Source organism: Streptomyces sp. NPDC029138 (genome assembly GCF_055564375.1).
In genome coordinates this window covers 30,345-56,331 of sequence record NZ_JBVHWM010000038.1, presented here as the reverse complement: position 1 = coordinate 56,331, position 25,987 = coordinate 30,345, and the positions used below count along the sequence as shown (strand labels likewise).

General features: G+C 70.3%; 23 protein-coding genes, 1 tRNA gene and 2 pseudogenes. 14 read left to right on the top strand and 12 right to left on the bottom strand.

What is annotated here, in order from left to right; translation table 11 throughout:
- Window positions 1–396: 396 nt before the first annotated feature.
- Window positions 397–903 carry a DUF309 domain-containing protein gene (locus ACZ4WH_RS26545; protein WP_468184850.1) on the bottom strand — a complete coding sequence of 169 codons (507 nt, stop codon included), beginning with the start codon at window positions 901–903 and terminating at the stop codon, window positions 397–399.
- A 104-nt stretch (window positions 904–1,007) separates the two neighbouring features.
- On the opposite strand from ACZ4WH_RS26545, the gene ACZ4WH_RS26540 reads away from it, so the two are divergent.
- Window positions 1,008–1,081 (top strand) — tRNA-Pro (locus ACZ4WH_RS26540).
- Between the two features lie 61 nt (window positions 1,082–1,142).
- Here the strand turns inward: ACZ4WH_RS26540 and ACZ4WH_RS26535 are convergent.
- Window positions 1,143–2,033 carry a helix-turn-helix transcriptional regulator gene (locus tag ACZ4WH_RS26535; protein ID WP_468184849.1) on the bottom strand — a complete coding sequence of 297 codons (891 nt, stop codon included), beginning with the start codon at window positions 2,031–2,033 and terminating at the stop codon, window positions 1,143–1,145.
- 273 nt (window positions 2,034–2,306) lie between these two features.
- Between ACZ4WH_RS26535 and ACZ4WH_RS26530 the strand changes: the two genes are divergently transcribed.
- Window positions 2,307–3,323, top strand: coding sequence for a zinc-dependent alcohol dehydrogenase family protein (locus tag ACZ4WH_RS26530; RefSeq protein ID WP_468184847.1), 1,017 nt, complete (start codon window positions 2,307–2,309; stop codon window positions 3,321–3,323).
- 106 nt (window positions 3,324–3,429) lie between these two features.
- Window positions 3,430–3,840, top strand: coding sequence for a (R)-mandelonitrile lyase (locus ACZ4WH_RS26525; RefSeq protein WP_468184845.1), 411 nt, complete (start codon window positions 3,430–3,432; stop codon window positions 3,838–3,840).
- Window positions 3,841–3,943: 103 nt separating this feature from the next.
- Here the strand turns inward: ACZ4WH_RS26525 and ACZ4WH_RS26520 are convergent, their stop codons facing one another.
- The 3 genes and pseudogenes from ACZ4WH_RS26520 to ACZ4WH_RS26510 form a co-directional block, all read right to left on the bottom strand.
- Window positions 3,944–4,111, bottom strand: a complete 168-nt coding sequence (locus ACZ4WH_RS26520; protein ID WP_468184844.1) for a hypothetical protein — start codon at window positions 4,109–4,111, stop codon at window positions 3,944–3,946.
- A 186-nt stretch (window positions 4,112–4,297) separates the two neighbouring features.
- Window positions 4,298–4,978, bottom strand: a pseudogene (locus ACZ4WH_RS26515) (polysaccharide deacetylase family protein); the annotation flags it as partial.
- Between the two features lie 67 nt (window positions 4,979–5,045).
- On the bottom strand, window positions 5,046–5,741 hold the full coding sequence (locus ACZ4WH_RS26510; RefSeq protein WP_365708514.1) for a glycoside hydrolase family 11 protein: 696 nt from the start codon (window positions 5,739–5,741) through the stop codon (window positions 5,046–5,048).
- Between the two features lie 319 nt (window positions 5,742–6,060).
- Between ACZ4WH_RS26510 and ACZ4WH_RS26505 the strand changes: the two genes are divergently transcribed.
- Window positions 6,061–7,146: an endo-1,4-beta-xylanase gene (locus ACZ4WH_RS26505; RefSeq protein ID WP_468184841.1), complete on the top strand. Its 1,086-nt coding sequence runs from the start codon at window positions 6,061–6,063 to the stop codon at window positions 7,144–7,146.
- A gap of 448 nt (window positions 7,147–7,594) precedes the next feature.
- On the opposite strand, the gene ACZ4WH_RS26500 is transcribed toward ACZ4WH_RS26505, so the two are convergent.
- Window positions 7,595–8,617, bottom strand: coding sequence for a LacI family DNA-binding transcriptional regulator (locus ACZ4WH_RS26500; protein WP_468184838.1), 1,023 nt, complete (start codon window positions 8,615–8,617; stop codon window positions 7,595–7,597).
- 133 nt (window positions 8,618–8,750) lie between these two features.
- On the opposite strand from ACZ4WH_RS26500, the gene ACZ4WH_RS26495 reads away from it, so the two are divergent.
- From ACZ4WH_RS26495 to ACZ4WH_RS26480, 4 genes are read left to right on the top strand one after another with little or no spacing between them, the layout of a single operon-like run.
- Window positions 8,751–10,055 (top strand): ABC transporter substrate-binding protein, encoded by a 1,305-nt coding sequence (locus ACZ4WH_RS26495; protein ID WP_468184835.1) that lies wholly within the window; start codon window positions 8,751–8,753, stop codon window positions 10,053–10,055.
- A gap of 7 nt (window positions 10,056–10,062) precedes the next feature.
- Entirely contained in the window at window positions 10,063–11,016 is a 954-nt protein-coding gene (locus tag ACZ4WH_RS26490; RefSeq protein ID WP_468184833.1) for a carbohydrate ABC transporter permease, read from the top strand.
- Entirely contained in the window at window positions 11,013–11,831 is an 819-nt protein-coding gene (locus ACZ4WH_RS26485) for a carbohydrate ABC transporter permease (protein WP_468184830.1), read from the top strand. Before ACZ4WH_RS26490 ends, ACZ4WH_RS26485 begins: the two co-directional genes overlap by 4 nt.
- Window positions 11,828–14,212 carry a beta-xylosidase/alpha-l-arabinosidase gene (locus ACZ4WH_RS26480; RefSeq protein ID WP_468184827.1) on the top strand — a complete coding sequence of 795 codons (2,385 nt, stop codon included), beginning with the start codon at window positions 11,828–11,830 and terminating at the stop codon, window positions 14,210–14,212. The genes ACZ4WH_RS26485 and ACZ4WH_RS26480 overlap by 4 nt, the downstream gene beginning before the upstream one ends.
- Window positions 14,213–14,268: 56 nt before the next feature.
- Here the strand turns inward: ACZ4WH_RS26480 and ACZ4WH_RS26475 are convergent, their stop codons facing one another.
- Window positions 14,269–14,502 carry a hypothetical protein gene (locus ACZ4WH_RS26475; protein WP_468184825.1) on the bottom strand — a complete coding sequence of 78 codons (234 nt, stop codon included), beginning with the start codon at window positions 14,500–14,502 and terminating at the stop codon, window positions 14,269–14,271.
- On the opposite strand from ACZ4WH_RS26475, the pseudogene ACZ4WH_RS26470 reads away from it, so the two are divergent.
- Window positions 14,480–15,010: pseudogene (locus tag ACZ4WH_RS26470) on the top strand (aldo/keto reductase); the annotation flags it as partial. The gene ACZ4WH_RS26475 and the pseudogene ACZ4WH_RS26470 sit on opposite strands and share 23 nt — an antisense overlap.
- Before the next feature lie 147 nt (window positions 15,011–15,157).
- Here the strand turns inward: ACZ4WH_RS26470 and ACZ4WH_RS26465 are convergent.
- The 5 genes from ACZ4WH_RS26465 to ACZ4WH_RS26445 form a co-directional block, all read right to left on the bottom strand.
- Window positions 15,158–17,176, bottom strand: a complete 2,019-nt coding sequence (locus ACZ4WH_RS26465; RefSeq protein ID WP_468184823.1) for a beta-galactosidase — start codon at window positions 17,174–17,176, stop codon at window positions 15,158–15,160.
- 26 nt (window positions 17,177–17,202) lie between these two features.
- Window positions 17,203–18,090: a carbohydrate ABC transporter permease gene (locus ACZ4WH_RS26460; protein ID WP_468184820.1), complete on the bottom strand. Its 888-nt coding sequence runs from the start codon at window positions 18,088–18,090 to the stop codon at window positions 17,203–17,205.
- Window positions 18,087–19,067 carry a carbohydrate ABC transporter permease gene (locus tag ACZ4WH_RS26455; RefSeq protein ID WP_468184818.1) on the bottom strand — a complete coding sequence of 327 codons (981 nt, stop codon included), beginning with the start codon at window positions 19,065–19,067 and terminating at the stop codon, window positions 18,087–18,089. The genes ACZ4WH_RS26460 and ACZ4WH_RS26455 overlap by 4 nt, the downstream gene beginning before the upstream one ends.
- Window positions 19,068–19,075: 8 nt before the next feature.
- Window positions 19,076–20,389 carry an ABC transporter substrate-binding protein gene (locus tag ACZ4WH_RS26450; protein WP_468184815.1) on the bottom strand — a complete coding sequence of 438 codons (1,314 nt, stop codon included), beginning with the start codon at window positions 20,387–20,389 and terminating at the stop codon, window positions 19,076–19,078.
- A 268-nt stretch (window positions 20,390–20,657) separates the two neighbouring features.
- Window positions 20,658–21,449: a GntR family transcriptional regulator gene (locus ACZ4WH_RS26445; RefSeq protein ID WP_468184812.1), complete on the bottom strand. Its 792-nt coding sequence runs from the start codon at window positions 21,447–21,449 to the stop codon at window positions 20,658–20,660.
- Between the two features lie 177 nt (window positions 21,450–21,626).
- Between ACZ4WH_RS26445 and ACZ4WH_RS26440 the strand changes: the two genes are divergently transcribed.
- The 5 genes from ACZ4WH_RS26440 (at window position 21,627) to ACZ4WH_RS26420 (ending at window position 25,908) form a co-directional block, all read left to right on the top strand.
- The gene (locus tag ACZ4WH_RS26440; protein ID WP_468184810.1) at window positions 21,627–22,646 is read left to right on the top strand and encodes a sugar ABC transporter substrate-binding protein; all 1,020 of its coding nucleotides are present in this window, start codon (window positions 21,627–21,629) and stop codon (window positions 22,644–22,646) included.
- The gene (locus ACZ4WH_RS26435) at window positions 22,646–23,722 is read left to right on the top strand and encodes an ABC transporter permease (RefSeq protein ID WP_468184807.1); all 1,077 of its coding nucleotides are present in this window, start codon (window positions 22,646–22,648) and stop codon (window positions 23,720–23,722) included. Before ACZ4WH_RS26440 ends, ACZ4WH_RS26435 begins: the two co-directional genes overlap by 1 nt.
- 3 nt (window positions 23,723–23,725) lie before the next feature.
- Complete coding sequence (locus tag ACZ4WH_RS26430; protein WP_468184805.1) at window positions 23,726–24,637, top strand: ATP-binding cassette domain-containing protein; 912 nt, start codon at window positions 23,726–23,728, stop codon at window positions 24,635–24,637.
- A 2-nt stretch (window positions 24,638–24,639) separates the two neighbouring features.
- Window positions 24,640–25,548, top strand: a complete 909-nt coding sequence (locus tag ACZ4WH_RS26425) for a sugar phosphate isomerase/epimerase family protein (protein WP_468184803.1) — start codon at window positions 24,640–24,642, stop codon at window positions 25,546–25,548.
- Window positions 25,549–25,713: 165 nt separating this feature from the next.
- Window positions 25,714–25,908 (top strand): hypothetical protein, encoded by a 195-nt coding sequence (locus ACZ4WH_RS26420; protein ID WP_468184800.1) that lies wholly within the window; start codon window positions 25,714–25,716, stop codon window positions 25,906–25,908.
- The last annotated feature ends 79 nt before the right edge of the window (window positions 25,909–25,987 follow it).

Sequence of the window (25,987 nt, the reverse complement as noted above, 5' to 3'; positions counted from 1 at the left end):
CCAGCCAGGGCGCCCAGCCAGCCAGGGGCCCGGTCAGGGGGCCCGGCCAGAGGCCCAGTCGAAGGGCCGGGGTCAGAGGCCGAGCCAAGGAGGCCGAGCCAAGGAGGCCCAGCCAGGGCGCCCAGCCAGCCAGGGGCCCGGTCAGGGGGCCCGGCCAGAGGCCCAGTCGAAGGGCCGGGGTCAGAGGCCGAGCCAAGGAGGCCCAGCCAAGGAGGCCCGGCCAGGGAGCCCGGGCCAGAGGCCTAGTCGAAGGCCGGGTCAGAGGCCAGTCGAGGGCCGGGGTCAGGGGCCCGTCAGGGGGCGTCGGTCAGGGGCGCAGTCCGGGGCGCAGTCCCGGGCGCCTCGATCGGGGCCCTTCGGGGCGTGTCGGTGCGAGGGCTTGGCCCGACACGGCGGTCACGGCACCAGTCGGGGCGCCTCGGCCACCGCGTCGATCGGTGTCGAGTCGTTCTCCACCCGGCCCGCCAGCGTCCGGGCCCACCGGGTGAGCGCCGGCAGGTCAAGCCCGTACGGGCGGTCCTCGCCCCGTTCGGTCGCCCACTCCTCGACCGCGCCCGCGCCCCGTCGCAGCAGCCGTGCCCCGCCGACGGCGTTCCCGCGGGCCGCGTGGGTGAGGCCCACCGCCAGCTGGGCGAGCCCCCGCCACAGCGCGCGCTCCTCCTCCGGGCCCGACTTCCAGGCGTCCTCGAACACCTCGTGCGCATGGAACGGCTGCCCCGCGGCCAGCAGCGCCCGCGCCTCGACGACCGTCTCCTCCGGCGTCCGCGGGACCCCCTCCGGCTGCCGGGGGACGCCCTCGGCGCCGTACGGCAGCGGGCGCCCCAGCCCGTCCCGGGGCCGCGCGTTCCGCGCCCGCCCGGCCATGTCCCGGTCCCTGGCATCCGATGCGCCGGCATTCGTCATACCGCCGATTCTCCCTCGCCCCGCCAGGCCTTCTTCGGCGCACCCCCGGGCGTGGGGTAAAGTTCTGTCCGCGCGATCACGCGGGGCACCGCGGGTGAGTGCGACGGGACGTGGCGCAGCTTGGTAGCGCACTTGACTGGGGGTCAAGGGGTCGCAGGTTCAAATCCTGTCGTCCCGACTTGTGAGAGTCGCGGGTCAGGGCCGGTTTCGGAAACATCCGAAGCCGGCCCTGACCGCGTTCAGGCGGTGTGGCGCCGTGCTGCCTGGCCGGCGTCTTCCGTGGCGGCCAGGGAGGCGAGCAGGCGCAGTCCCTGTTCCGAGGGGGAGCCGGGTTCGGCGGTGTAGATGGTCATGCTGAGTCCCGGTTCGGCGGCGAGGTCCAGCGACTCGTAGGCGAGGGTGAGGTCGCCGACGGCCGGGTGGCGGAACCGCTTGGTGCCGGTTCCGTGGCGGCGGACGTTGTGGGCGCCCCAGCGGGTGCGGAAGTCCTTGCTGCGCGTGGACAGCTCCCCGATGAGGTCGTGCAGGTCCTTGTCGTACGGGTCACGGCCGGCCTCGCGGCGCAGTATGGCCACGGCCATGTCGGCGAACCGCTCCCAGTCCGGGTAGAACCGGCGTGAGGCCGGGTCGAGGAAGTTGAAGCGGGCCAGGTTCGCCTGGTTGTCGGGGTTGGCGAACAGGTCGGTGTAGAAGGCGCGGGCGAGCGGGTTGGCGGCCAGGACGTCCATCCGGCCGTTGCCCACGATCGCGGGCCCGGCAGTGATCGCGTCGAGGGTCCATTGCAGGCTGGCGTGCGGGTTCCACTGCCGGGCGGAGGCGCGGCGCCGGGGGCGGGTGAGGACGTCGGAGCCGTCGGCGGCCTGGGCGAGGTGCAGGAGGTGGGCGCGTTCGGCGTCGTCCAGCTGTAGCGCGCGGGCGACGGCTTCGAGGACGGCGGGGGAGACGCCGGCCAGGTTGCCCCGTTCGAGTTTCGCGTAGTACTCCACGCTCATGTCGGCCAGCGCGGCGACCTCGCTCCTGCGCAGCCCGGGCACGCGCCGCCGGGAGCCGGCGGGCAGGCCGGCCTGCTCCGGGGTGATCCTGGCTCGCCGCGAGGTCAGAAACTCGCGGACCTCCTCACGGTTGTCCATGCCTTCGACCGTACGGCCTGCCCGTCGTGGGAGGGATGTACTGGCAGTACACCTTTCGCTGGTGACTCGCTGGGCGCCGGGATGAGCGGTTACCTGGGAGCAGAGGCACTCCCTGAGCGGCGCCGCCGCCCGAGGGGTACTCGGCCGGGCAGCGCGCGAGGGGCGACGACGCTCCTGCGCCCGCCCGCCCGACCGATGCCTTTACACGGCAGCGGCGGCCCAAGGGCCGCCCGCAGGCCGCACCCCCTTCAACGAACGTAAGGACTTCCCCCCATGCGCGGAGCAGTGATCCACGCCCCCGGCGACGTGCGCTTCGAGACCTTGGACGACCCGAAGATCCTGAAGCCGACGGATGCCGTCATCCGCACGGCCGTCACCTGTGTGTGCGGCTCCGACCTGTGGCCCTGGCGTGGCCTCGACGCGACCGGCGAGGCGCACCCCATGGGGCACGAGTACGTCGGCTTCGTCGAGGCGGTCGGGACTGAGGTCACCGCGGTCGAGCCCGGCCAGTTCGTCGTGGGCTCGTTCGCGACCTCGGACAACACCTGCGCCAACTGCCGCAACGGATGGCAGTCCAACTGCCTGAACCGCGAGTTCATGAGCACCTGCCAGGCCGAGTACGTGCGCATCCCGAACGCCCAGGGCACCCTGGTCGCCACCGGCGAGGTGCCGGGCGAGGAGTTCTGGCCCGGACTGCTGGCCGTCTCCGACGTGATGGGCACCGGCTGGTACGCCGCCGAGGCCGCCGAGGTCAGGCCCGGCTCCACCGCCGTGGTCGTCGGTGACGGCGCGGTCGGGCTGTGCGCGGTGATCGCCGCGAAGGAGATGGGCGCCGAGCGGATCATCGCCATGAGCCGCCACGAGTCCCGCCAGAAGCTCGCCCGGGAGTTCGGCGCCACCGACATCGTCACCGAGCGCGGTGAGGACGGCGTCGCCCGGATCAAGGACCTCACCGACGGGATCGGTGCCGACTCCGTCCTGGAGTGCGTCGGTACGGCCGAGGCCATGCGGCAGGCCCTGCACTCGGCCCGGCCGGGCGGCAACGTCGGCTTCGTCGGTGTCCCCCACGAGGTGGCGATCGACGGCCAGGAACTGTTCTTCTCCCACGTCGGCCTGCGTGGCGGCCCCGCCCCCGTGCGCCGCTACCTGCCCGACCTGATCGACCGCGTGCTGTCGGGGCGGATCAACCCGGGCAAGGTCTTCGACCTCACGCTGCCCCTGGCGCAGGTCGCCGAGGGCTACCAGGCGATGGACCAGCGCCGCGCCATCAAGGCCCTCCTCAAGCCCTGACCCCACGCCGCGGCTCGTCCGGGACGCGCAGTCGCCCTCGCGAACCCGCGAGCGGGCGGCCCGGCGGTGCCCCCCATCCATGACGCCTACAGAGAAAGAAACGGCCTTGCAGATCACCCGTAGTTCGATCGACACCGTCAAGGGTCCCGCCGACTGGTTCACCGGCGACGTCTACATCGACGCCGTCGCCGCCGCGCCCGACCCGTCCCGGGTCAGCGCCAACCTGGTGCACTTCATGCCCGGCGCACGCACCCACTGGCACCGCCACCCGCTGAGCCAGACCGTCTTCGTCACCGAAGGAATCGGTCTGTGCCAGCGCCGGGGCGGACCGATCGAGGTCATCCGGCCCGGCGACCGGGTGCTGTTCGAGGCCGATGAGGAGCACTGGCACGGCGCCGCGCCGAACCGGCTGATGGTCCACGTCGCCATCAACGAGAGCGACGCCGACCACGACGTCGTGCACTGGCTGGCCCCCGTCACCGACGAGGAATACGGCGCCGCCCCGGCCATCGACTGACGCCCGACCCGAACCAGCCACCGCCTCGACCGCGTACACGGCCGGGCCGCCCACCCCACGTCCCCCGTGGGTGGGCGGCCCGTGCCGTCTGTGTGCAGGCTCGCTACTCTCCCTCATGCCTCGGGTGTACGAGGTGGTGCGCGATTCCGAGACTCGGGGGCCCGGCGATGTCGTTGGTCTCGGGACGGGGGAACAGGAACTCTTCGAGTGCCGGTGTGATGAAGAGAAACGCGATCATCAGGACGGGCACGAGCAGGGCAATCAGGATCACAGCACCTCCCGTAGGTCGGTCTGTGGCACCTGGTTGGGCCGCTCTCAGGATGCGCTCGAACGGCGTAACGCGCATGTCGTCCCACGGCACGCCTGCGACGTGCGGTTTCTCGCCAAAGCGGGGGACGGTCAGGGGCGGCTCCGGTGGCGTCCGGAGCCGCCCCTCACCCGTCGGTGCCCGAGGTCAGGGCGCCACGGCGCGGCCGGTCTGCGGGGAGATGCGGCCGGCGCACAGGCCCTTGCTGGCCAGCGTCTGGGCGATGCGCGGGATGGCCGCGAGCGTGTTGGCCGGCCATTCGTGCATGAGGATGATCTGGCCGTTGGCCAACCGGGACACGGCCTGCACGATCGCGTCGGTGCTCGCGCCGTTCCAGTCCTGCGAGTCGACGTCCCAGATGATCTGCTTCAGGCCGTACTTGGCCTCCACCGCCTGGACGGTGGCGTTGGTCTCGCCGTACGGCGGGCGGAACAGTTGCGGCGTACCGCCGCCGGCCGCGGCGATGGCCTGCTGGGTGCGGGAGATCTCGGAGTCGATCTGCGCCTGGCTCTGCTGGGTCAGATGGGGATGGGTGTAGCTGTGGTTGCCGATCCACATCCCGGCGTTGGCCTCGGCCCGGACCTGGGCCGGGTAGGCGGCCGCGAACTGTCCCTCGTTGAACATCGTGGCCCGCAGGCCGTTCTGCCTCAGGGCGTTGAGCAGGGCCGGGGTGTGGTCGTTGGACGGGCCGTCGTCGAAGGTGAGCCCGACGTACCCGGAACAGGCGGCGGCGTGCGCCGGGGCGGCGTCGGTGACGGCGGTGACCGTACTCGCCACGGCGGTCGCGGCGACGGCCAGTCCGGTCAGCAGGGGTCGTGGTGCGGCGCGCATGCGGGTGGGTCCTCCTCGGGTGGGCGGCGTGGCCGCAGTGGGGGGTCGAACGGAGGGAAGGGGAGGGTCAGCCGCTCACCGTGAGGTTGGAGGAGCCGCTGCTCTGGTAGCCCTCGGTGGCGAGGATCATGTAGTAGCTGAAGCTGCCCAGCCGCATGCCGTAGCGGGCCCAGGCGTCGAAGTGGTTGCCGGTGGTGATGGTGCCGCCGGTCCGCTTGGACTGCCGGACGCTCCAGTACTGGTTGAAGGTCTTGGTGCCTTCCACGGAGGGGGCGTTGTACCGCGTCGTCTGGTAGACGTCGTAGGTGCCGCCGTCGCTGGTGACCGTGCCCTTGTACGTGCCGGTGGGCCGGTAGGTGCCCCAGTTGTCGACGATGTAGTACTCGACGAGCGGGTTCGAGGTCCATCCGTACAGCGCCAGGTAGCCGTTGCCGGACGGGTTGAAGCTGCCCGAGTACTGCACGTTCCTGCGTCCGCCGTTGCTCCAGCCCTTGCCGGCGACGAAGTTTCCGCAGTTCGTCCACGAAGTGCTGTAGTTGCCGCCGGAGTTCAGGGTCATCGAGACCGACCCGCCGCCGTCGGTCCAGAACGAGTAGTAGAACCCGTTGTTGGTGCCGGTCTGGTTGGTGGTGATGACCGTGGCGGCGTGGGCGGTGTCGGGCAGCAGCAGCCCGGACGCGGACGTGGCCAGCGCGAGCGCGCCGGCGCGGTTGATGAAGCCCCGGCGGCTCATCGGGCGGGAGAGGGCGTGCTCCATGTCCATGGTTCCTCCTGGACGCAGGTGGGGGTTGGAGTTGTCATGCTCGCGCCACGTGTCATGGCTGGGCCGTCCCCGTGGGAGGGAGGGCTCGATTGCTGGAGAGTATGGGGCGGGTTTGAAAGGGCGGTCAATGCGTCTGTTTCCGAAACTTCATCGAAACTAGCCGGGCACAACCCGGGTGTATGACCGAAAATTGCGAGGCGGCCTGATGTGATGGCGGAAATGACTGCCGACGCGATGGTTGACGCGGAAATGGCGTCTGTTTAGCGTGGCGCAACGCTCGTCAGGTAATTCGAAAGTTTCGATTCGCTCAGGAGTGCCTGTGAACCTGCCCCGCGCCGTCACGGCCGCCGCCTCGGCCTGCTGCCTGGCCCTGCTTCCCCTCGTCGCCGCGAACCCCGCAAGCGCCTCGGGCGGCACCGCCGTACCGGACCGTCCACTGCGGCAGCTCGCCGCCGACGACCACCTGCGGATCGGGACCGCCGTCGACATGTCCGCGCTCGCCGACGACACCGCCTATCGCCGGCTCGCGGGCTCCGAGTTCTCCACCGTCACCCCGGAGAACGTGATGAAGTGGGAGGTCGTCGAGCCCCGGCAGGGGGAGTACGACTACGCCGCCGCCGACCGCCTGGTCGATTTCGCGCGCCGGCACGGACAGAAGGTGCGTGGCCATGTCCTGGTCTGGCACAACCAGTTGCCGTCCTGGCTCACCTCCGGCGACTTCAGCGCCGACCAGCTGCGCGCGATCCTGCACCGGCACATCACCGACACCGTCCGGCACTTCAAGGGCAGAGTCTGGCAATGGGACGTGGTGAACGAGGCGTTCAACGAGGACGGCACCCTGCGCGACAGCATCTGGCTGCGCAAGCTCGGTCCCGGCTACATCGCCGACGCCTTCCGCTGGGCCCATCAGGCCGACCCGCACGCCCTGCTGTTCTACAACGACTACAACACCGAGTGGACGGGCCCGAAGAGCGACGCCGTGTACGACCTGGTCAGCCGCCTGCGCGCGGAGGGCGTTCCCATCGACGGGGTCGGCTTCCAGGGGCACCTCGGCATCCAGTACGGCCTGCCCACCGACATGGCGGCCAACTTCGCCCGCTTCGACAAGCTCGGTCTGGCCACCGCAGTGACGGAGGCGGACGTCCGCATGCGACTTCCGGCCGACGCCGGCAAGTTGACCACGCAGGCCGAGGGCTACGGCCGTCTGCTCGACGCCTGCCTGCGCACCCGCCACTGCGTCTCGTTCACCGTCTGGGGCTTCACCGACAGGTACTCCTGGGTCCCCGGCACGTTCCCCGGCGAGGGCGCCGCCAACCTGTTCGACGAGGACTACCGCCCGAAGCCGGCGTACCGCACGCTCCAGTCCGAACTGGCGGGCCGGGCGCGCGCCGGGGGCGCCGAGTAGCGCGGGTACACCTGCCCGTCCCGGGGTGACCGACCGGCCGTCGACGGCCGGCCGGTCACCTTTGCTGTGCCCGATACGACGGACGACGTGCCGCTTGCCGTGTCCGGTGCCCTACGCGCATGTCCGCGGCGTGCCGAACCGGCTGGGCGGCGGCCCCACCCGGTAGGCCGGTTCGGCTGCGGCGATGTTCAGCGCGGCGAGCCGGTCGACCCCGTCGAGCTGCGGCGATGCTCACCGCGGCGAGCGGGTCGTCCGGTTCCGCCGCGCCGGTGCCCACCAGCGCGGCGCCGGGCGCGTGCGGGGCATGTGTCTCCTCGGCGGTTTCGCGGCGTCCCGCGTTCGATGAGCGAGCAGTTCGCCGACACCGAGCCGTCGAGGTGAGCGCCGAGAGCGAGCGGTGTCGGAGTTGGCCGTCGTCCTCCGGCGCGGGCGGGACGCGCCCCCCCCTTCAGTCGCCCCCGGGTGGTGCGGTGCTCTGCCGTATCACCAAGTGCGTGGCCAGTTCGATGCGCAGGGCCGCCTTCTTGGGGTCCGTCGGGCGGAGCAGCATCCGGGCCGCCTCCTCGGCCATGCGCTGGAGCGGCTGCTGCACGGTGGTCAGCGGCGGGCTCGACCAGCGGGCCGGTGGTACGTCGTCGTAGCCCACCACCGACAGGTCCCCGGGCACGCTCAGGCCGAGGACCCGGGCCGCCTCCAGGACGCCCAGCGCCTGGAGGTCGCTGCCGGCGAAGATCGCCGTAGGGCGGTCGGGGCGCCGCAGCAGGTCCATGGCGTGTTCGAAGCCGCCCTGGACGTGGAAGTCGCCGAACCGCACCAGGCCCGGGTCCGGTTCATGACCGGCCATCGCCATCGCCGAGCGGTATCCGTCCAGCCGGGCCAGCGAGCACATCAGGTCCTCAGGACCGGTGATGATGGCGACGCGCTCGTGCCCCTGGTCGGTGAGGTGGCGGGTGGCGGCGACTCCTCCGGCCCAGTTGGCCGAACCCACGGACGGGACGTCGGGGTCGGGATCGCCGGCCGGGTCCACGATGACGAACGGAATGGCCCGGGACCGCAGTTGCCGTTTCACGTCCTCCGGCACCGTGGAGAAGACCAGCAGCACGCCGAGGGGCCGTCGGCGCAGCACGCCCCCGATCCACTCGGGCCCGGGAGCCTGCCGGGTCCCGCTCTCGGTGAGGGCGACGGTCGCGTCGTTCTGCTTGGCGACGTTCTCCACGCCGCGGATGAGTTCCATCGCCCAGACGCTCTCCAGCTCGTGGAAGACGATCTCGATGAGCGGGGCCTGCGGCGCTCCGGGGGTGCGCCGGCGGTAGCCGTGGGCCTCCAGCAGGCGCTCGACCTTGACGCGGGTCGCCGGAGACACATCCGAACGACCGTTGAGGACCTTCGAAACTGTCGGCAGCGAGACGCCGGCCTCTCGCGCCACGGCCGCCAAGGTGACTCTCCGACCGACCTGGGCTTCTTCGCGCATGGCCGCAGCATAGGCCACGCGGCCGGATAACGGTTTGGCCGCGTAGGTGCACGACCGTTGACCATTTCTTCTCTCCGCTCCTACTGTCCAGCGCATGACTTTCGGGTCTGGAGCCGAAACTTTCGGAAGGCGGATGATCATGCGTACACGGATGCCCCGGGTACTCGCCTGCGGCGCGACGCTCGCGCTGGCTGCGAGTCTCGCCGCTTGCGGGAACGGCAGCGGCGGGGGTTCCTCGAACGACGGCAAGATCCATGTGCTGGTGTACGGGGACGCCAGCAACAAGGTCGAGAAGCAGATCGTCGACACGTTCAACAAGACGTCGAAGGTCAAGGCCGTCCTGGACACCATCCCCGGCGCCGACTATCAGCAGAAGTTGCAGACGATCATCAACACGCCGCAGGCGCCGGACGTCTTCTTCAACTGGGGCGGCGGCAGCATCCAGCCGTTCGTCAAGGCCGGGCTGCTGATGCCGCTGGACGACTTCGTCAAGAAGGACCCGAACCTCGACGACAAGTTCCTGCCCAGCGTCTACAACAGCGCGGTCGTCGACGGGAAGCCGTACGGCATCCCCATGCGCGGCACCCAGCCGGTGCTGCTGTTCAACAACAAGAACGTGCTCGACAAGGCGGGCGTGAAGCAGCCCCAGACGTGGGACCAACTGCTCGACGCCGTCAAGAAGCTCAAGTCCGCGGGTGTCACCCCCATCGCCCTCGGCGGCGGCGACCAGTGGCCGACGCTGATGTGGTTCGAGTACGTCTACGACCGCGTGGCCGGCCCGGAGTTGTTCCAGAAGGCCCTGAGCGGCGACAAGGACGCCTGGGCGAGCGCGGACAGCAAGAAGGCGCTGGGCATGCTCAAGGAGCTGGTCGACACCGGCGCCTTCGGCAAGAACTACGACTCGGTGAAGTACACCAACGGCGCCTCGCCCGCGCTGGTGGCCCAGGGCAAGGCCGGCTTCGAGCTGATGGGGTCCTGGTACTACGCGCAGCAGCAGCAGGACGCGAAGGACTTCGCCGCCAAGGGCCTCGGCTACAGCACGTTCCCGACGATCCCCGGCGGCAAGGGTGACCCGACCGACGTCGTCGGCAACACCAACAACTTCTACTCGGTGCTGAAGAAGACCAAGCACCCCGAGGCGGTCGCCGAGTTCCTGAAGCTGATGTACTCCGACGAGTTCGTCAAGGCGCAGATGGCCATCGGCAACCTGCCCACGACCACCAACACCCCGAAGTTCCTGGACAGTTCGGCCAGCCCCGAGTACTCCCGCTTCCAGTACGACCTCGTCGCCAAGGCCAAGTCCTTCCAGCTGTCCTGGGACCAGGCCTTCCCGCCGTCGGCCATGACGCCGATCCACCAGGCCGTCCAGCAGTTCTTCAACGGACAGCTCGACACGGACGGCTTCATCAAGGCCATGCAGGCCCTCCCGACCGAATGAACCGCTCATGACCACACAGCTCACGAGCGCTCCGCCCTCCGCCGTGGCCAAAAAGGCCCGGCGGCGGCCGGAGGACTCCTACACCGCACGCGGCACGCGCCCCGGCTTCGGCTGGGCGCTGCCCGCCACCCTGTTCTTCGCCCTCTTCGCCCTCGTACCGCTGATCATGGTGGCGGTGCTGTCCTTCATGAGCTGGAACGGCCTGGGGTCACCGCAGTTCGTCGGGACGGACAACTGGGAGCGCATCCTCGACGACCCCGTCATGATCAAGAGCATCTGGCTCACCCTGCTGCTCACCGCCCTGGGCGTGGCCATCCAGACCCCGCTGAGCATCGTGCTCGGCGTCTGGGCCGCCGGACACCAGCGCAACCGCGCCGTCCTCTCGGCGATCTACTTCATCCCGCTGCTGCTGTCCTCCACCGCCGTGTCCGTGCTCTGGCGGGCGCTGCTCGACCCGAACTTCGGCATCCCCGCGCGCATGACCTGGCTGTTCGGGGACGGCAACCTGTTCGGTGAGCAGGCCTCGGCCATCGGGGTGCTGGCCTTCGTCAGCACCTGGCAGTTCACGCCGTTCCACACGCTGATCTACCAGGGCGCCGCCCGGGCGATCCCGCCGGTGCTGTACCAGGCGGCGGAGATCGACGGCGCGGGACGCTACCGCCAGTTCTTCCACATCACCCTGCCGCAGCTGCGCAACTCGGTCGTCACCTCGATGATCCTGATGATCGTCGGCGGGCTCACCACGTTCGAGACCGTGCTCATCCTGACCCAGGGCGGACCGGGCACCGACACCACGATCAGCGCCTACTACATGTACCAGAAGGCCTTCAAGGGCTTCGACTTCGGCGCCGGCTCGGCCATCGCCCTCTGCCTGGTCGTGGCCGCCACGGTGGTCTCGCTGATCGTCGTCCGCGTCTCCGGCTACGACAAGATGCGCAGCGACATGGAGGGGGTGTCATGAGGCGCCGCCCCAACCACCTGGCCGGAGCGGGCTCGATCGTCTGGCTCGTCCTGGTGGGTCTGCCGCTGTACGTGATGCTCGCCGCGACCCTGCGCTCCCGGCAGGACTACGCGAAGAAGGGCCCGCTGTCCTTCCCCGGCGACTTCACCCTCGACAACTACACCGGGGCGTTCGACTCGGGCTTCGGGCAGTACTTCCTCAACACCATCGTCGTCACCGTCTGTGTCGTCGGCGTGGTGCTGCTGCTCGTACCGCCCCTGGCCTACGCGATCGTACGCAGCCGCACCCGTGTCACCTCGCAGATCTTCCGGCTGTTCCTGCTGGGCCTCGCCATCCCCGCCCAGGCCGTCATCGTGCCGATGTTCTACCTGATCAGCGAGGCGGGCCTGTACGACAACCTGCTCGGGGTCATCCTGCCCACGGCCGCGTTCTGCCTGCCGATGTCCGCGCTCATCCTCAGCGGGACCATGCGCGACATCTCCCCGGAGCTGTTCGAGGCCATGACCGTGGACGGAGCGACCCCGCGGCGGATGTTCTTCCAGCTGGTCGTCCCGCTCTCGCGCGGCGGCCTGTCCACGGTCGTGGTGTTCTCCGCGCTCCAGGCCTGGAACGGCTTCCTGTTCCCGCTCGTGCTGACCCAGTCCGACTCGACCAAGGTCATCACCCTGGGTCTGTACAACTTCCAGACCGAACACGGCATCGACATCCCCGGCCTGCTGGGAGCCGTGACGCTGTCCATGGTGCCCGTCCTGCTCGTCTACCTGTTCGCCCGACGGGCCCTCGTCCAGGGCCTGATGGGCATGGGAGGAAAGTGACCACCAACGTGGCCGTAGAGACCACCCCCGAAATCCCCCTCTGGAACGACCCGACCCAGGACATCGGCACCCGTGTGTCCGCGCTGATCGACGCGATGACCGTCGAGGAGAAGATCGCCCAGCTGTACGGCGTGTGGGTCGGCGCGTCCGACGAGGGTGGCGAAGTCGCCCCGCACCAGCACGACATGGAGGAGGCCGTCGACCTCGACGCGCTCCTGCCGGCCGGGCTCGGCCAGCTGACCCGCCCCTTCGGCACGGCGCCCGTCGACCCCGCGCTCGGCGCGCTCTCGCTGCTGCGCACCCAGACCCGGATCGCCGCCGCGAACCGCTTCGGCATCCCCGCCCTGGCCCACGAGGAGTGCCTGGCCGGATTCGCCACCTGGGGTGCCACCGCCTACCCCGTCCCGCTGTCCTGGGGCGCCACCTTCGACCCCGCCCTCATCCGCCGGATGGCCGCCGCCATCGGCCGCGACATGCGGTCCGTCGGCGTCCACCAGGGCCTCGCGCCCGTCCTGGACGTGGTGCGGGACGCCCGCTGGGGCCGCGTCGAGGAGACCATCGGAGAGGACCCCTACCTCGTCGGCAGCATCGGCACCGCCTACGTCCAGGGTCTTCAGTCCGCCGGTGTCGTCGCCACCCTGAAGCACTTCGCCGGGTACTCCGCCTCGCGCGCCGGGCGCAACCTCGCGCCCGTCGGCATGGGCCCGCGCGAGCGGGCCGACGTCCTGCTGCCCCCCTTCGAGATGGCCGTGCGAGAGGGCGCGGCCGACTCCGTCATGCACGCCTACACCGACACCGACGGGATGCCGTCGGCGGCCGACGAAGACCTGCTCACCGGGCTGCTGCGGGACACCTGGGGCTTCGCGGGCACGGTCGTCGCGGACTACTTCGGCATCGCCTTCCTCAGCACCCTGCACGGCGTCGCCGGCGACTGGGCGGAGGCGGCGGGTACGGCCCTGCGCGCGGGCGTCGACGTGGAACTGCCCACCGTCAAGACGTTCGGCGCGCCCCTCGCCGAAGCCGTCGCCGCCGGCCGGGTGCCGGAGGCGCTGATCGACCGCGCGCTGCGCCGGGTGCTCCTCCAGAAGGCCCGGCTCGGCCTGCTCGACGCGGACTGGAACCCGGTCCCGGCCGCCCTCGGGGAAGCGGACCTGGACGACCCCGACACCCTGCGCGGCACCGTCGACCTGGACACCCCCGAGAACCGGGAACTGGCCCGCACCGTGGCGGAGGAAGCGGTCGTCCTGCTGCGCAACGACGGCACCCTGCCCCTCGGCCGGCCGCGCCGCATCGCCCTGATCGGCCCCAACGCGACCGAGCCCACGGCCGTACTGGGCTGCTACTCCTTCCCCCAGCACGTCGGCGTGCACCACCCGCAGACCCCGCCCGGCATCGACCTGCCCACCCTGGAGGACGCCCTCCGGCGCGAGTTCCCCGGCGCGGAGTTCACCGTCGTACGCGGCACCGGCGTGGACGACGGTGACCTCCTCGGCATCGCCGAGGCCGTCGACACCGCGCGCCGGGCCGACGTCGTCGTCGCGGCCCTCGGCGACCGCGCGGGCCTCTTCGGCCGGGGCACCAGCGGCGAGGGCTGCGACGCCGAGTCCCTGGCCCTGCCCGGCGCCCAGCAGCGCCTGCTCGACGCGCTGCTCGACACCGGCACACCGGTGGTGACGGTCCTGCTGGCCGGCCGGCCCTACGCCCTCGGCCGCGCCGTGGACGAGGCCGCCGCCATCGTGCAGTCCTTCTTCCCCGGGGTGGAGGGCACCACCGCCATCGCCGGCGTGCTCAGCGGCCGGACCAACCCGTCCGGACGGCTGCCCGTCAGCGTGCCGCGCGGTACCGGCGGCCAGCCCGCCGGCTACCTCGGCGCCCGGCTCGCCCAGGCCAGCGACGTGTCCAACATCGACCCCACGGCGGCCTTCCCGTTCGGACACGGCCTGTCCTACACGTCCTTCGACTGGGGCGAGCTGACGGTCGACCGGCCGGAGGCGGACACGAGCGGCGCGTTCTCCCTCGCCCTGACCGTGCGCAACACGGGGGAGCGGGAGGGCACCGAAGTCGTCCAGCTCTATCTGCACGACCCGGTCGCCTCCGTCGTCCAGCCGGTGCAGCGCCTCGTCGGCTACGCCCGGGTCCCGCTGGCCCCGGGCGAGGCCCGCCGGCTGCGCGTGACCGTGCCGGCCGACCTGGCCTCCTTCACCGGCCGCGACGGGCGCCGGGTGGTCGAACCGGGCGAGCTGGAGCTGCGTCTGGCGGCGTCCAGCGGCGACGCCCGGCTGACGGCGACGGTCACCCTGACCGGCCCCGAACGCCAGGTGGACCACACCCGCCGCTTCCACGCGCGCTTCGAGCAGGAGACCACGCTCCCAGCCGTCTGACGCGCCCCGCGCCGTGGCCCGCTCCCCGAACCGACGGGGAACGGGCCACGGCGCGTTCAGCCGCGCTCCACGGTGACGGTCACCAGGCTGCCCGGGGCGGCCGGCACCCGGACCCGGCCGGCCGTCCGGCGCACGGCGGTCGCGCCGCCGCCGGCCGTGATCCGCCAGGCGCCCGGCGGCAGGGACAGTACCGTCACCCGGGAGCCGTGCGGCGCGGCTCGGTAGACCAGCCGGTACACCCCCGCCCCGGCGTCGTACCCGGCGGAGGCCGCGCTCGTCGCCGAGGGCACCGTCGGCCTGCTCGGCGTCAGCAACCACGCCGTGTGGACGGTGGAACGGGCCCGCGCCCTCGCGGCGGTGGCCGGACTGCCGGGGTACGAGGTGCTCCAGTACCAGCACAGCTATCTGCGCCCGCGCACGGACGTGCCGAGCGACCTGTTTTCCGACGGCAGCCTCGGCGGCGCGGACGCCCGGCTCCTGAACTACCTCCGCGCGGAACCGGAGTTGACCCTGGTCGCCTACTCGCCGCTGCTCACCGGCGCCTACACCCGCGCCGACAAGCCGCTGCCGCCGGACTACGACCACCCCGGCACCCCGGCGCGGCTCGCGGTGCTCCGTGAGGTGGCCCGGGAGACCGGGGCGACCGTCAACCAGGTCGTGCTCGCCTGGCAGATGGGCGGTGAGCTGCCCGTGCTCCCGCTCGTCGGCGCCTCCTCGGTGGCCCAGCTCGACGAGAGTCTCGCCGCCGTCGACCTGGAACTCACTGAGGAACAGCGCGCCAGGCTGGACGCGGCGCACGGAGCCGCGCCGCCTTCCGTACGACGGCGGGGGTTCACTGAGCCGCGCCGCCTTCCGTACGACGGCGGGGGTTCACTGAGCCGCGCCGCCTTCCGTACGACGGCGGGGGTTCACTGAGCCGCGCCGCCTTCCGTACGACGGCGCGGCTCACAGGCCGCGCGGCTCCCGTACGACGGCCACGTCACCGGGTGCGACGGTGACCGTGCCGGTCGTCTCCTTGCCGGTCAGCAGCTCGAACGAACCCGGGGACACCGGTACTTCCGCGCCCTGACCGATGTGGTCGATGACGAACAGGTAGTCCGCCTCCGGGCCGCGCCGGCGGACCACCTCCACCCCGGGCGGGGCGGTCCGCACCGGCGTCACGCCCGCCTCGTCGCGGACGCGGTCCAGCAGCGCGGCCATCGTGGCCGGGTCCGGCAGGGTGGCCAGGTACCAGGCGGACCCGGTGCCGTGCGCGAGCCGGATCACCGCCGGAACCCCGGCCAGCGGCCCGTCGGCGTACGAGGCGACCGCCTCCGCACCAGCGAGCCGCACCCGCTCCGACCACAGGGTGCCCGTCGCCCCGTCCGGCACGGCACCCGTCAGCGCGACCGGCTCCCCGGGCAGCAGCGGGAACGGCTCGTCGGAGCGGACGCCCAGCACCTCCCGGAACGCTCCGGGGTAACCGCCCAGCCGGGCATGGCAGTTCTCGTCCACGGCCCCGCTGTGGAAGCCGACCGCGAGGGTGCCGCCACCCGCGGCGTACGACGTGAGGTTCGCCGCGCCCGCCTCGTCGACCAGGTACAGGTTCGGGGCCAGCACCAGCCGGTAGCCGGTGAGGTCCGCGTCGGGGCGGACGAAGTCCACGGCCACGCCCGACCGCCACAGCGGCTCGTACCAGGCCCGGACCAGGTCCAGGTAGCACAGCTCGCCGCTCGGCTGGGAGGGGAGTTCCAGGGCCCAGCGGGCGTTCCAGTCCCAGACGATCGCCACCTCGGCGGTGCCGGTGCTGCCGCGCACCTCGGCCAGCGCCTTCAGGTCGGCGCCGAGCCGGACCACGTCCCGCCAGATCTGGCTGTCCGTCCCGGCGTGCGGCACCATCGCCGAGTGCCACTGCTCGGCACCCGCCTTCGACTGCCGCCACTGGAAGTACGCGATGCCGTCCGCGCCGTGCGCCACGTGGGCGAGCGCGTCCCTGCGCAGCTGCCCAGGGTTCTTCGCCCGGTTGACGGGCTGCCAGTTCACCGCGCCGGTCGAGTGCTCCATCAGCAGCCACGGGCCGTCCGCGAGCGAGCGCGTCAGATCGCCGCTCAGCGCGATGTCGATCTGCGGCTCGGGGTCCGTGGACCGGAGGTAGTGGTCGTTGGAGACGATGTCCAGCTCGGGGGCCCAGCGCCAGTAGTCCAGCGCGTCGAAGCTGAAGTTCACCATGAAGTTGGTGGTGGCCGGGATCGCGGGCGCCGCCGCGCGGAGCACGTCCCGTTCCGCCGTGTACAGCGACAGCAGCTCGTCGGAGCAGAACCGCCGCCAGTCCAGCTGGTGCGTCGGGTTGGACACCGCGCCGGTGGCGCGCGGCGGAAGGATCTCCTCCCAGTCGTAGTACCACTGGGACCAGAACGCGGTGCCCCAGGCGTGGTTGAGCGCCGCCAGGTCGTCGCCGTACCGGTCGCGCAGCCAGCGTCGGAACGCCGCCGCGCTGGTGTCGCAGTAGCAGGCCGCGTTGTGGCAGCCGTACTCGTTGTGCACGTGCCACATGCGGACCGCCGGGTGGTCCGCGTACCGCTCGGCGAGCGCGCCCGCGACGCGCAGCGCGGCCTGCCGGTAGGCGGGGCTGGACGGGCAGAACGTCTGGCGGCTGCCGTAGGAGAGGGTACGGCCGTCCCGGTCGGCCGGCAGGGCCTCCGGGTGGGCGCGGAAGAACCAGGCCGGCGGCGCCGCCGTGGGCGTGGCGAGGTCGGCGGCGATGCCGTTCTCGTGCAGCAGGCCCAGGATCTTGTCCATGCGCGAGAAGTCGTACACGCCCTCGGACGGCTCCAGCAGCGCCCAGGAGAAGATGCCGACGCTGACCAGGTTCACCCCGGCCTCGCGCATCAGGCGCATGTCCTCGGCCCACACCTCCTCGGGCCACTGCTCGGGGTTGTAGTCGCCGCCGTAGGCGATACCGGGAACGGACAGGGTGCGCTTCACGGTGGTCTCTTTCGGGTGCGGGCCCGTCAGCCCTTGTTGGAGCCCAGGGTCAGGCCGCTGACGAACTGGCGCTGGAGCACGAAGTACACGATCAGAGTGGGGATCGCGGTCAGCAGGGCACCGGCGGCGACCAGGTTCGGGTCGGTGAAGTACTGGCCGGAGAGGTTGTTCAGCGCCGAGGTGATCGGCATGTTCTCGCCGGTGGAGATCAGCACGAGGGCCCAGAAGAAGTCGTTGTAGATCCAGATGGACAGCAGGGTCGCCAGGGCGGCCATCGCCGGCTTGCACAGCGGCAGCGTGATCTGCCAGTACAGCCGCCACACCGAGGCGCCGTCGACCAGCGCGGCCTCGGTCAGCTCGTGCGGCAGCGAGCGCATGTAGTTGCTCAGCACGAACGCGCAGAAGCCGGACTGGAACGCCACATGGATCAGGACGAGGCCCAGCGCGGAGTCGTACAGCTTGCCGCTCGCGGTGATGCCCGGCAGGTCCGTGAGCAGGTACAGCCGGTACAGCGGGGTGATGATGACCTGCTGGGGCAGCAGGTTGCCCGCCGTGAAGACGAGCAGCAGCGCCAGGTTGACCCGGAAGTCGAAACGGCTGACGTAGAAGGCGACCATCGACGACAGGAACAGCGTCAGCAGCACGGCCGGCACCGCGATGATCAGCGTGTTGCCGAAGTAGTGCAGCATGTCCGACTGCTGGAACGCGTTCGTGAAGTTGTCGAAGTTCAGCGTGTCCGGCCAGGAGACGTATCCCTTGGCGCTGGTCTCGCTGTACGGGCGCAGGGCCGAGAAGACCGCCCAGAGCAGGGGCGCCAGCCAGGCCAGGGCTGTGCCCGCGAGAAAGACGTGCAGCAGGACCCGGGCCGGCCGGATGGGCGTACGCCGCTTGCCCAGGGCGCTCACGGTGCTCATGCGCGCCGCTCCTTCCGGAAGGTGGCGATCAGGTACGGGATGATGACGGCGAGGGAGATCACCAGCAGGACGACGGCGATGGCGGAGCCGTATCCGATACGGCTGGACTCGCCGATGATGTTGTTGGTGACCAGGATCGACAGCAACTCGGTGCCCTGGGCGCCCTTGTTGAAGACGAAGACCAGGTCGAAAGCGCGCAGTGCCTCGATGATGGTGACGACGAGGACGACCGTGTTGGTCGGGCGCAGGGTCGGGAAGATGACGTTCTTGAACGTCTGCCACTCGTTTGCGCCGTCCAGCGCGGACGCCTCCCTGAGCGACGGGTCGACGCTCTTCAGACCGGCCAGGTAGAGGATCATCATGTAGCCGGCGTGCCGCCAGGACGCGGCGATGAGGACGGCCCACAGGTTGAGGTCGGGGTCGCCGATCCAGTCGATGTAGTGGCCGGGCTTGTTGGCGCCGATGATGCTGTTGATCAGGCCCGTGTCCGGGTTGTAGACCAGCTGCCAGACGAAGCCGATGCACGCCATCGAGATGACGACGGGCAGGAAGTACGCGGTCTGGTAGACGCGGCTGAACCGGATCCGCTTGTCCAATTGGACCGCGAGGAACAGGCCGAACGGCGTCGGGATCAGGATCAGCGCGACGAACCAGATGACGTTGTGCTGGACGGCCGGCCAGAACTGCGGGTTGTCGGTGAAGAGTTGCTTGAAGTTGTCCAGGCCGACCCACTTGATCGAGTCGAACCCGATGCCGTCCCAGGTGGTGAAGGCGAGGACGATCGAGGCGAGGGCGGTGACCCAGACGAGGATCACGTGCAGGACGGTGGGCACGCCCGCCATGAGGGCGAGCGTGATCCGGTCACGGCGGGTCAGCAGGCGTCGGTGTCCCTGCGAGACCCGCTTCTTCGCGGGCGCGGCCCCCGGAGCCGGCACGGCCGCCGGCTCCGGGGTCTTCGTCGTCGTGTCGGTGGTCATCGGGGCGCTCACGAGGACGCGAAGATGGTCTTCTTCTGGCGCTCGATGGACGACAGCAGGCTGTCCACGCCCTTGGGGTTCTGGAGGAACTTCTGCAAGCCCGGCTGCATCACCGTGGAGGTGAAGTCGGGGCGGCTGTCGCGGTCCATGAACTGGGTGAGGCTCTTGGCGCTGCCGATCATCTCGAACGCCTTCTTCTGGAGCGCCGAGTAGGAGGAGGTGTCGGCCTTGCTGGAGGCGGCGACGACGCTCGGGTCGGTCTTCAGGTACAGTTCCTCGGCCGCCGGGCTGCCCAGGTACTCCAGGAGCTTGACGACACCCTCGTGGTTCTTCGGGGACTTGCTGACCATGAAGCCGTCGGTCGGCGCCTCGACGGTGTCCTGGCCGTACGCGGAGTTGATCTCCGGGAAGGCGAAGAAGTCGAGGTCGTCCAGGTCGGCCTTGTTCGTGAACTGCTGGGCCACGAAGGAGCCGAGGAGGTACATGCCGGCCTTCTTCGCGACCAGGGTCTGCGCGGCGTCCTGCCAGGTACGGCCCATGAAGCCGTCCTGGTGGTAGGGGAGGATCTCGGCCCAGTGGTCGAAGACGTCCTTCACCTTGGCGTCGGTCCAGGACGCCTTGCCGGCCATCAGCTCGACGTGGAAGTCGTAGCCGTTCAGGCGGAAGTTGATCTGGTCGAAGGTACCCATCGCCGGCCAGGCGTCCTTGTCGCCGAAGGCGATCGGGACGAGGCCGTCCTTCTTCATCTGCTTGCACAGGGCGACCAAGTCGTCCCAGGTGGCGGGAACCTTGTAGCCGTGCTGCTGGAAGACGCTCTTGCGGTAGAAGACCGCCCAGGGGTACGTGGTCAGCGGCACGAAGTAGTACTTGCCGTCCTCGCCCTTGCTGAGCTTCTTCATCGCCTCCGGGAAGTTGTCCCCGATCTTCGCCCACACGTCGTCGATCGGCGTGGCCAGCTTCTTCGCCGCGAAGAACTGCATGCGGTATCCGGCGAACCAGTTGAACACGTCGTCCGGCGTGCCCTGGAGATACGAGTTGATCTGCTCCTGGAAGGTGTTGTGGTCCTTGGTGTTCACATCGACGGTGAGGCCCGACTGCTTCTTGAAGGCCGCGTAGACGCTCTCGAAGGCCTTCTTGGGCACCGCGTCCGAGGCGTTCGAGCCCAGGGTGACGGTCTTCGGGTCGGAGCCGGAACCGCTGCCTCCACAGGCGGACAGCAGGGGTATGCCGGCGCCGGCGAGCAGGGCGGCACCGCCCGCTCCGCGCAGCAGGGAACGTCGGCTGGGACCCGGGACGGAGAGACCGGAGGGCGAGAGGCGCATGGCGGCTCCTGATGCATACAGGGTTCGGCCAAGGGGATGAGTTGATCACCGAAAGGCTCGAAACCGCTCAGAAACCAACTCGACCGAACATCGTGGGCGTAATAACAGCCCCATGTCCGCTCATGCGTCAATAGCTCCGGTCGCATTGAGGTGTCTCTTGCCCGAAACGTAATCGTCACCGTCACCTGCATCGTTGACAGGCGGGGGGACGCAACGGCCCCCACGGCCGGGGCGGCCGAGGGGGCTGTGTGAAAGAGATCGTTCCGTTTCAGCTCCTGACCAGCAGTTGGAAGTCGAAGGCGTACCGGGACGCCCGGTAGACATGGCTGCCGTGCTCCACCGGCCGGCCCGCGTCGTCGTAGGCGGTGCGCCGCATGGTGAGCAGGGCCGCACCCTCCCGCTCCTCCAGCAGGGCGGCCTCCTCGGCGCTCGCGGCGCGGGCGCCGATGGACTGGCGGGCGCTGTGCAGGGAGATCCCGGCGGAGCGCAGCATCCGGTACAGACCCGTGGACTCCAGCCGCTCGGTGCCGAGTTCGAGCAGGGAGGCGGGCAGGTGGTTGCGCAGGAACGCCACCGGCCGGCCGTGTGTGGAGCGCAACCGCTCCAGTACGACGACCTCGGCACCCTCCGGGAGGCCCAGGGCGGCGGCCACGTCGGCGGACGCCGCGATCCGCTCGTTGCGCAGCACCCGGGTGGCCGGGCCCTGTCCGGCCGACTCGAGGTCGTCGTAGAGGCTGCTGAGTTCCAGCGGGCGTTTGACCTGGCTGTGCACCACCTGCGTGCCGACCCCGCGGCGGCGCACCAGCAGCCCCTTGTCGACCAGGGACTGGATCGCCTGGCGGACGGTCGGCCGGGACAGCCCGAGCCGCACCGACAGGTCGACCTCGTTGCCGAGCAGGTTCCCCGGGACCAGCACACCGCGCTCGATGGCCGCCTCCAGCTGCTGGGCGAGCTGGTAGTACAACGGCACCGGGCTCGACCGGTCCAGGGCGAAGGCCACGGGATCCAGCGCGCGATCACCCGGTGCCGTTCGCTGCGGGGCGCGGTGTACTGGGCTCATGCCTCTCAGGTGTAGGTCCCGGACGCCCAAGGTGTCAATGATTTGTACTTACATTCGGACCTGCTTGTGAAATGATGTCTTAACAAAGTATTGACAGCGGGCTCGACAGAGGCTTGTATCCCGTCCCAACGCAACAGCGTCCTTGCCCCGTCGCACGCACAGTGAGGTGCTGGAAAGATGGACCGCTCTTCTCGTCCCCGCTCCCGCAGACTGGCCCCCCTCGTGGCCCTGGCCGCCGCGGCAGCCCTCACCCTGGCCGGCTGCTCCAGCAGTTCCGGCGGCAAGAAGGCCGAGGAGGAAGCGGCGAACCCCTCCGCGGGCAAGGCCGACACCCCCCGCATGACCGTCGCCCTGGTCACCCACCAGGCGCCCGGCGACACCTTCTGGGACACCGTCCGCAAGGGCGCGGAGGCCGCTGCGGCCAAGGACAACATCAAGCTGATCTACTCCGCCGACCCCAACGCGGGCAACCAGGCCAACTACGTGCAGAACGCGATCGACCAGAAGGTCGACGGCATCGCGGTCACCCTGGCCAAGCCCGACGCGATGAAGGGCGCGATCGCCAAGGCCGAGCAGGCCGGCATCCCGGTGGTCGGCCTCAACTCCGGACTGAGCGACTGGAAGAAGCTCGGCCTGCTGGAGTTCTTCGGGCAGGACGAGAGCGTGGCGGGCGAGGCGTTCGGCAACAAGCTCAACACCACCGGCGCGAAGAAGATCGTCTGCGTGATCCAGGAACAGGGCAACGTGGGCCTCACCCAGCGCTGCGACGGCGTGAAGAAGACGTTCAAGGGCACCACTGAGACCCTGTATGTGAACGGCACCGACATGCCGTCCGTGAAGTCGACCATCACGGCCAAGCTGAAGCAGGACAAGTCGGTCGACACCGTCGTCACCCTCGGCGCCCCCTTCGCCCTGACCGCGGTGCAGTCGGTGGGCGACGCGGGCAGCAAGGCGAAGGTGGCCACCTTCGACCTCAACAAGGACCTGGTCAAGGCGGTGCAGAAGGGCACCATCGAGTTCGCCGTCGACCAGCAGCCCTATCTCCAGGGCTACCTGGCGGTCGACTCGCTGTGGCTCTACAAGAACAACGGCAACTACAGCGGCGGCGGTGAGCAGGCCGTGCTCACCGGCCCGGCCTTCGTGGACAAGTCCAACGTCGACAAGGTCGCCGAGTTCGCCGCGAAGGGCACCCGGTGATGAGCATGACCCAGCAGGCTGAGCCGGCGGTGGGCGGGCCGCCGGCGTCCGGCCCGAAGCAGTCCGACGGCCGCACCGCCCGGCGCCCGCTGGCGCTGAGGCTGCTGGCCCGGCCCGAGGTGGGCGTCTTCCTCGGCGCCGTCGCCGTCCTGGTCTTCTTCCTGATCGCGGCGCCGCCGGTGCGCGACGGCAGCTCGATGGCGAACATCCTGTACCAGTCCTCGACCATCGGCATCATGGCCCTCCCGGTGGCCCTGCTGATGATCGGCGGGGAGTTCGACCTCTCGTCCGGCGTCGCCGTGATCTCCTCGGCGCTCACCGCGAGCATGCTCAGCTACCAGCTGACGGTGAACGTCTGGACCGGCGTGATCGTCGCCCTGATCGTGTCCCTGGCGATCGGCGCCTTCAACGGCTGGATGGTGGTGAAGACCGGGCTGCCCAGCTTCCTGGTCACCCTCGGCACCTTCCTGATCCTCCAGGGCGCCAACCTCGCCGTGACCAAGCTGGTCACCGGCAACGTCGCCACCGACGACATCAGCGACATGGACGGCTTCGGCCAGGCCCGGAAGATCTTCGCCTCCTCCTTCGACGTGGGCGGGGTCCAGGTGAAGATCACCGTGGTGTGGTGGCTGGTCTTCGCGGCCCTCGCCACCTGGGTGCTGCTGCGCACCAAGTACGGCAACTGGATCTTCGCCGTCGGCGGCAACAAGGACAGCGCCCGCGCGGTCGGTGTCCCGGTGAAGTTCACCAAGATCACCCTGTTCATGCTGGTCGGCTTCGGCGCCTGGTTCGTCGGCATGCACAACCTGTTCTCGTTCAACACCGTGCAGTCCGGCGAGGGCGTGGGCCAGGAGCTGATCTACATAGCCGCTGCCGTCATCGGCGGCTGTCTGCTCACCGGCGGCTACGGCTCCGCGATCGGCCCGGTCTTCGGCGCCTTCATGTTCGGCATGGTGCAGCAGGGCATCGTCTACGCCGGCTGGAACCCCGACTGGTTCAAGGCCTTCCTCGGCGTGATGCTCCTCGGCGCCGTCCTGATCAATCTGTGGGTCCAGCGCACGGCGACCCGGAGGTAAGCGATGACCGACAACACCACCGGAACCCATGGCGCCGTCCTCCAGGACAGCGCGCCCGCCCAGGACGGACCCCTGGTCGAACTGCGCGCCGCCGGCAAGTCCTACGGCAACATCCGCGCCCTGCACGGCGTCGACCTGAAGGTCCACGCCGGCCAGGTCACCTGCGTGCTCGGCGACAACGGCGCCGGCAAGTCCACCCTCATCAAGATCATCTCAGGGCTGCACCAGCACACCGAGGGCGAGTTCCTCGTGGACGGACAGCAGGTGCGGTTCTCCACCCCGCGCGAGGCCCTGGACCGGGGCATCGCCACCGTCTACCAGGATCTCGCGACCGTCCCGCTGATGCCGGTGTGGCGGAACTTCTTCCTCGGCTCCGAGATGACCAAGGGCCCCTGGCCGCTGCGGCGTCTCGACATCGCCCGCATGAAGGAGACCGCCGACCAGGAACTGCGCAACATGGGCATCGTCCTGGACGACCTGGAACAGCCCATCGGCACCCTCTCCGGCGGCCAGCGCCAGTGCGTGGCCATCGCCCGCGCCGTCTACTTCGGCGCCCGCGTCCTCATCCTGGACGAGCCCACCGCCGCCCTCGGCGTCAAGCAGTCCGGCGTGGTGCTGAAGTACATCGCCGCCGCCCGGGACCGCGGCCTCGGCGTCATCTTCATCACCCACAACCCCCACCACGCCTACATGGTCGGCGACCACTTCAGCGTCCTGCGCCTCGGCACCCTGGAACTGAGCGCCGAACGCAGCGGGATCGGCCTGGAGGAGCTGACCAACCACATGGCCGGTGGCACCGAACTCGCCGCGCTCAAGCACGAGCTGGCCCAGGTCCGCGGCGTCGACGTGGAGGAACTGCCCGAGGAGGGCGACCTCACCGCACCCGTGGCGACCTCCCCGGAAGGAACCCCCTGATCATGGCGCACCCCACTCCGCTCGACCGCATCCGGGTCGGCTCCGCCCCCGACTCCTGGGGCGTCTGGTTCCCCGACGACCCCCGGCAGGTGCCCTGGGAACGCTTCCTCGACGAGGTCGCCGAGGCCGGTTACGACTGGATCGAACTCGGCCCCTACGGCTACCTCCCCACCGACCCGGCGCGGCTCACCGAGGAGGTGGCCCGGCGGAACCTGAAGGTCTCGGCGGGCACGGTCTTCACCGGCATGCACCGCGGCCCGGCCGTCTGGGAGGAGACCTGGGCGCACGTCAGTCAGGTCGCCGCGCTCACCCAGGCGATGGGCGCCCGGCACCTGGTGGTCATCCCCTCCTTCTGGCGGGACGACAAGACCGCCGAGATCCTGGAGCCGCCCGAGCTGACCGCCGAGCAGTGGGCGCACCTGACGAAGGGCATGGAACGGCTCGGCCACGAGGTCAAGGAGACCTACGGCCTGGACATCGTCGTGCACCCGCACGCCGACACCCACATCGACACCGAGGACCACGTCGAGCGCTTCCTGGACTCGACCGACAGCGAGCTGGTCAACCTCTGCCTGGACACCGGGCACTACGCCTACTGCGGCGGGGACAGCGTCAAGCTGATCGAGACCTACGGCGAGCGCATCGGGTACCTGCACCTCAAGCAGGTCGACCCGGACATCCTCGCCGAGGTGGCCGCGGGCGGGGTGCCGTTCGGGCCGGCCGTGCAGCGCGGGGTGATGTGCGAGCCGCCCTCCGGGGTCCCGGAGCTGGGGCCGGTGCTGGAGGCGGCGCAGAAGCTGGGCGTGGAACTGTTCGCGATCGTCGAGCAGGACATGTACCCGTGCGAGCCGGACAAGCCGCTGCCGATCGCGGTACGCACCCGGCGCTTCCTGCGGTCCTGCGGGGCCTGAGGGCGGAAGGGTCTCACTCACCGGAACCGGGCCGCGGTGCCGACGACCGCGGCCCGGTTCCTGCGCTGTTCCGAGGGATTCGGTCACCGAGTGACCGGGAACCAACGGGGGCACGCGGGCGTTCTGACTGACAACGGGGAACGCCCGCGCGGACGGGAGGACGAGATGACACACCGTACGGACGCTCGCACCACATCCCAGGACGCGGCCGACGCCGCGGCCCGGCGCCGAGACCGCTTCGGCGCGCTGCCCGAGCGGATACACCCGCAGGACACGGTGGAGACGAAGCCGGCGACGGTGCCGGACCCGGCGCGGGACACCTACAACCCGGACGAGTGGCTGATCCGGTACTGCGGCTGATCCGGTACTGAGGCTGTGTACTGAGGCTGACCGACACGCCGACGGCGCCGGGCAGGTGCCCGGCGCCGTCACCGTGCGG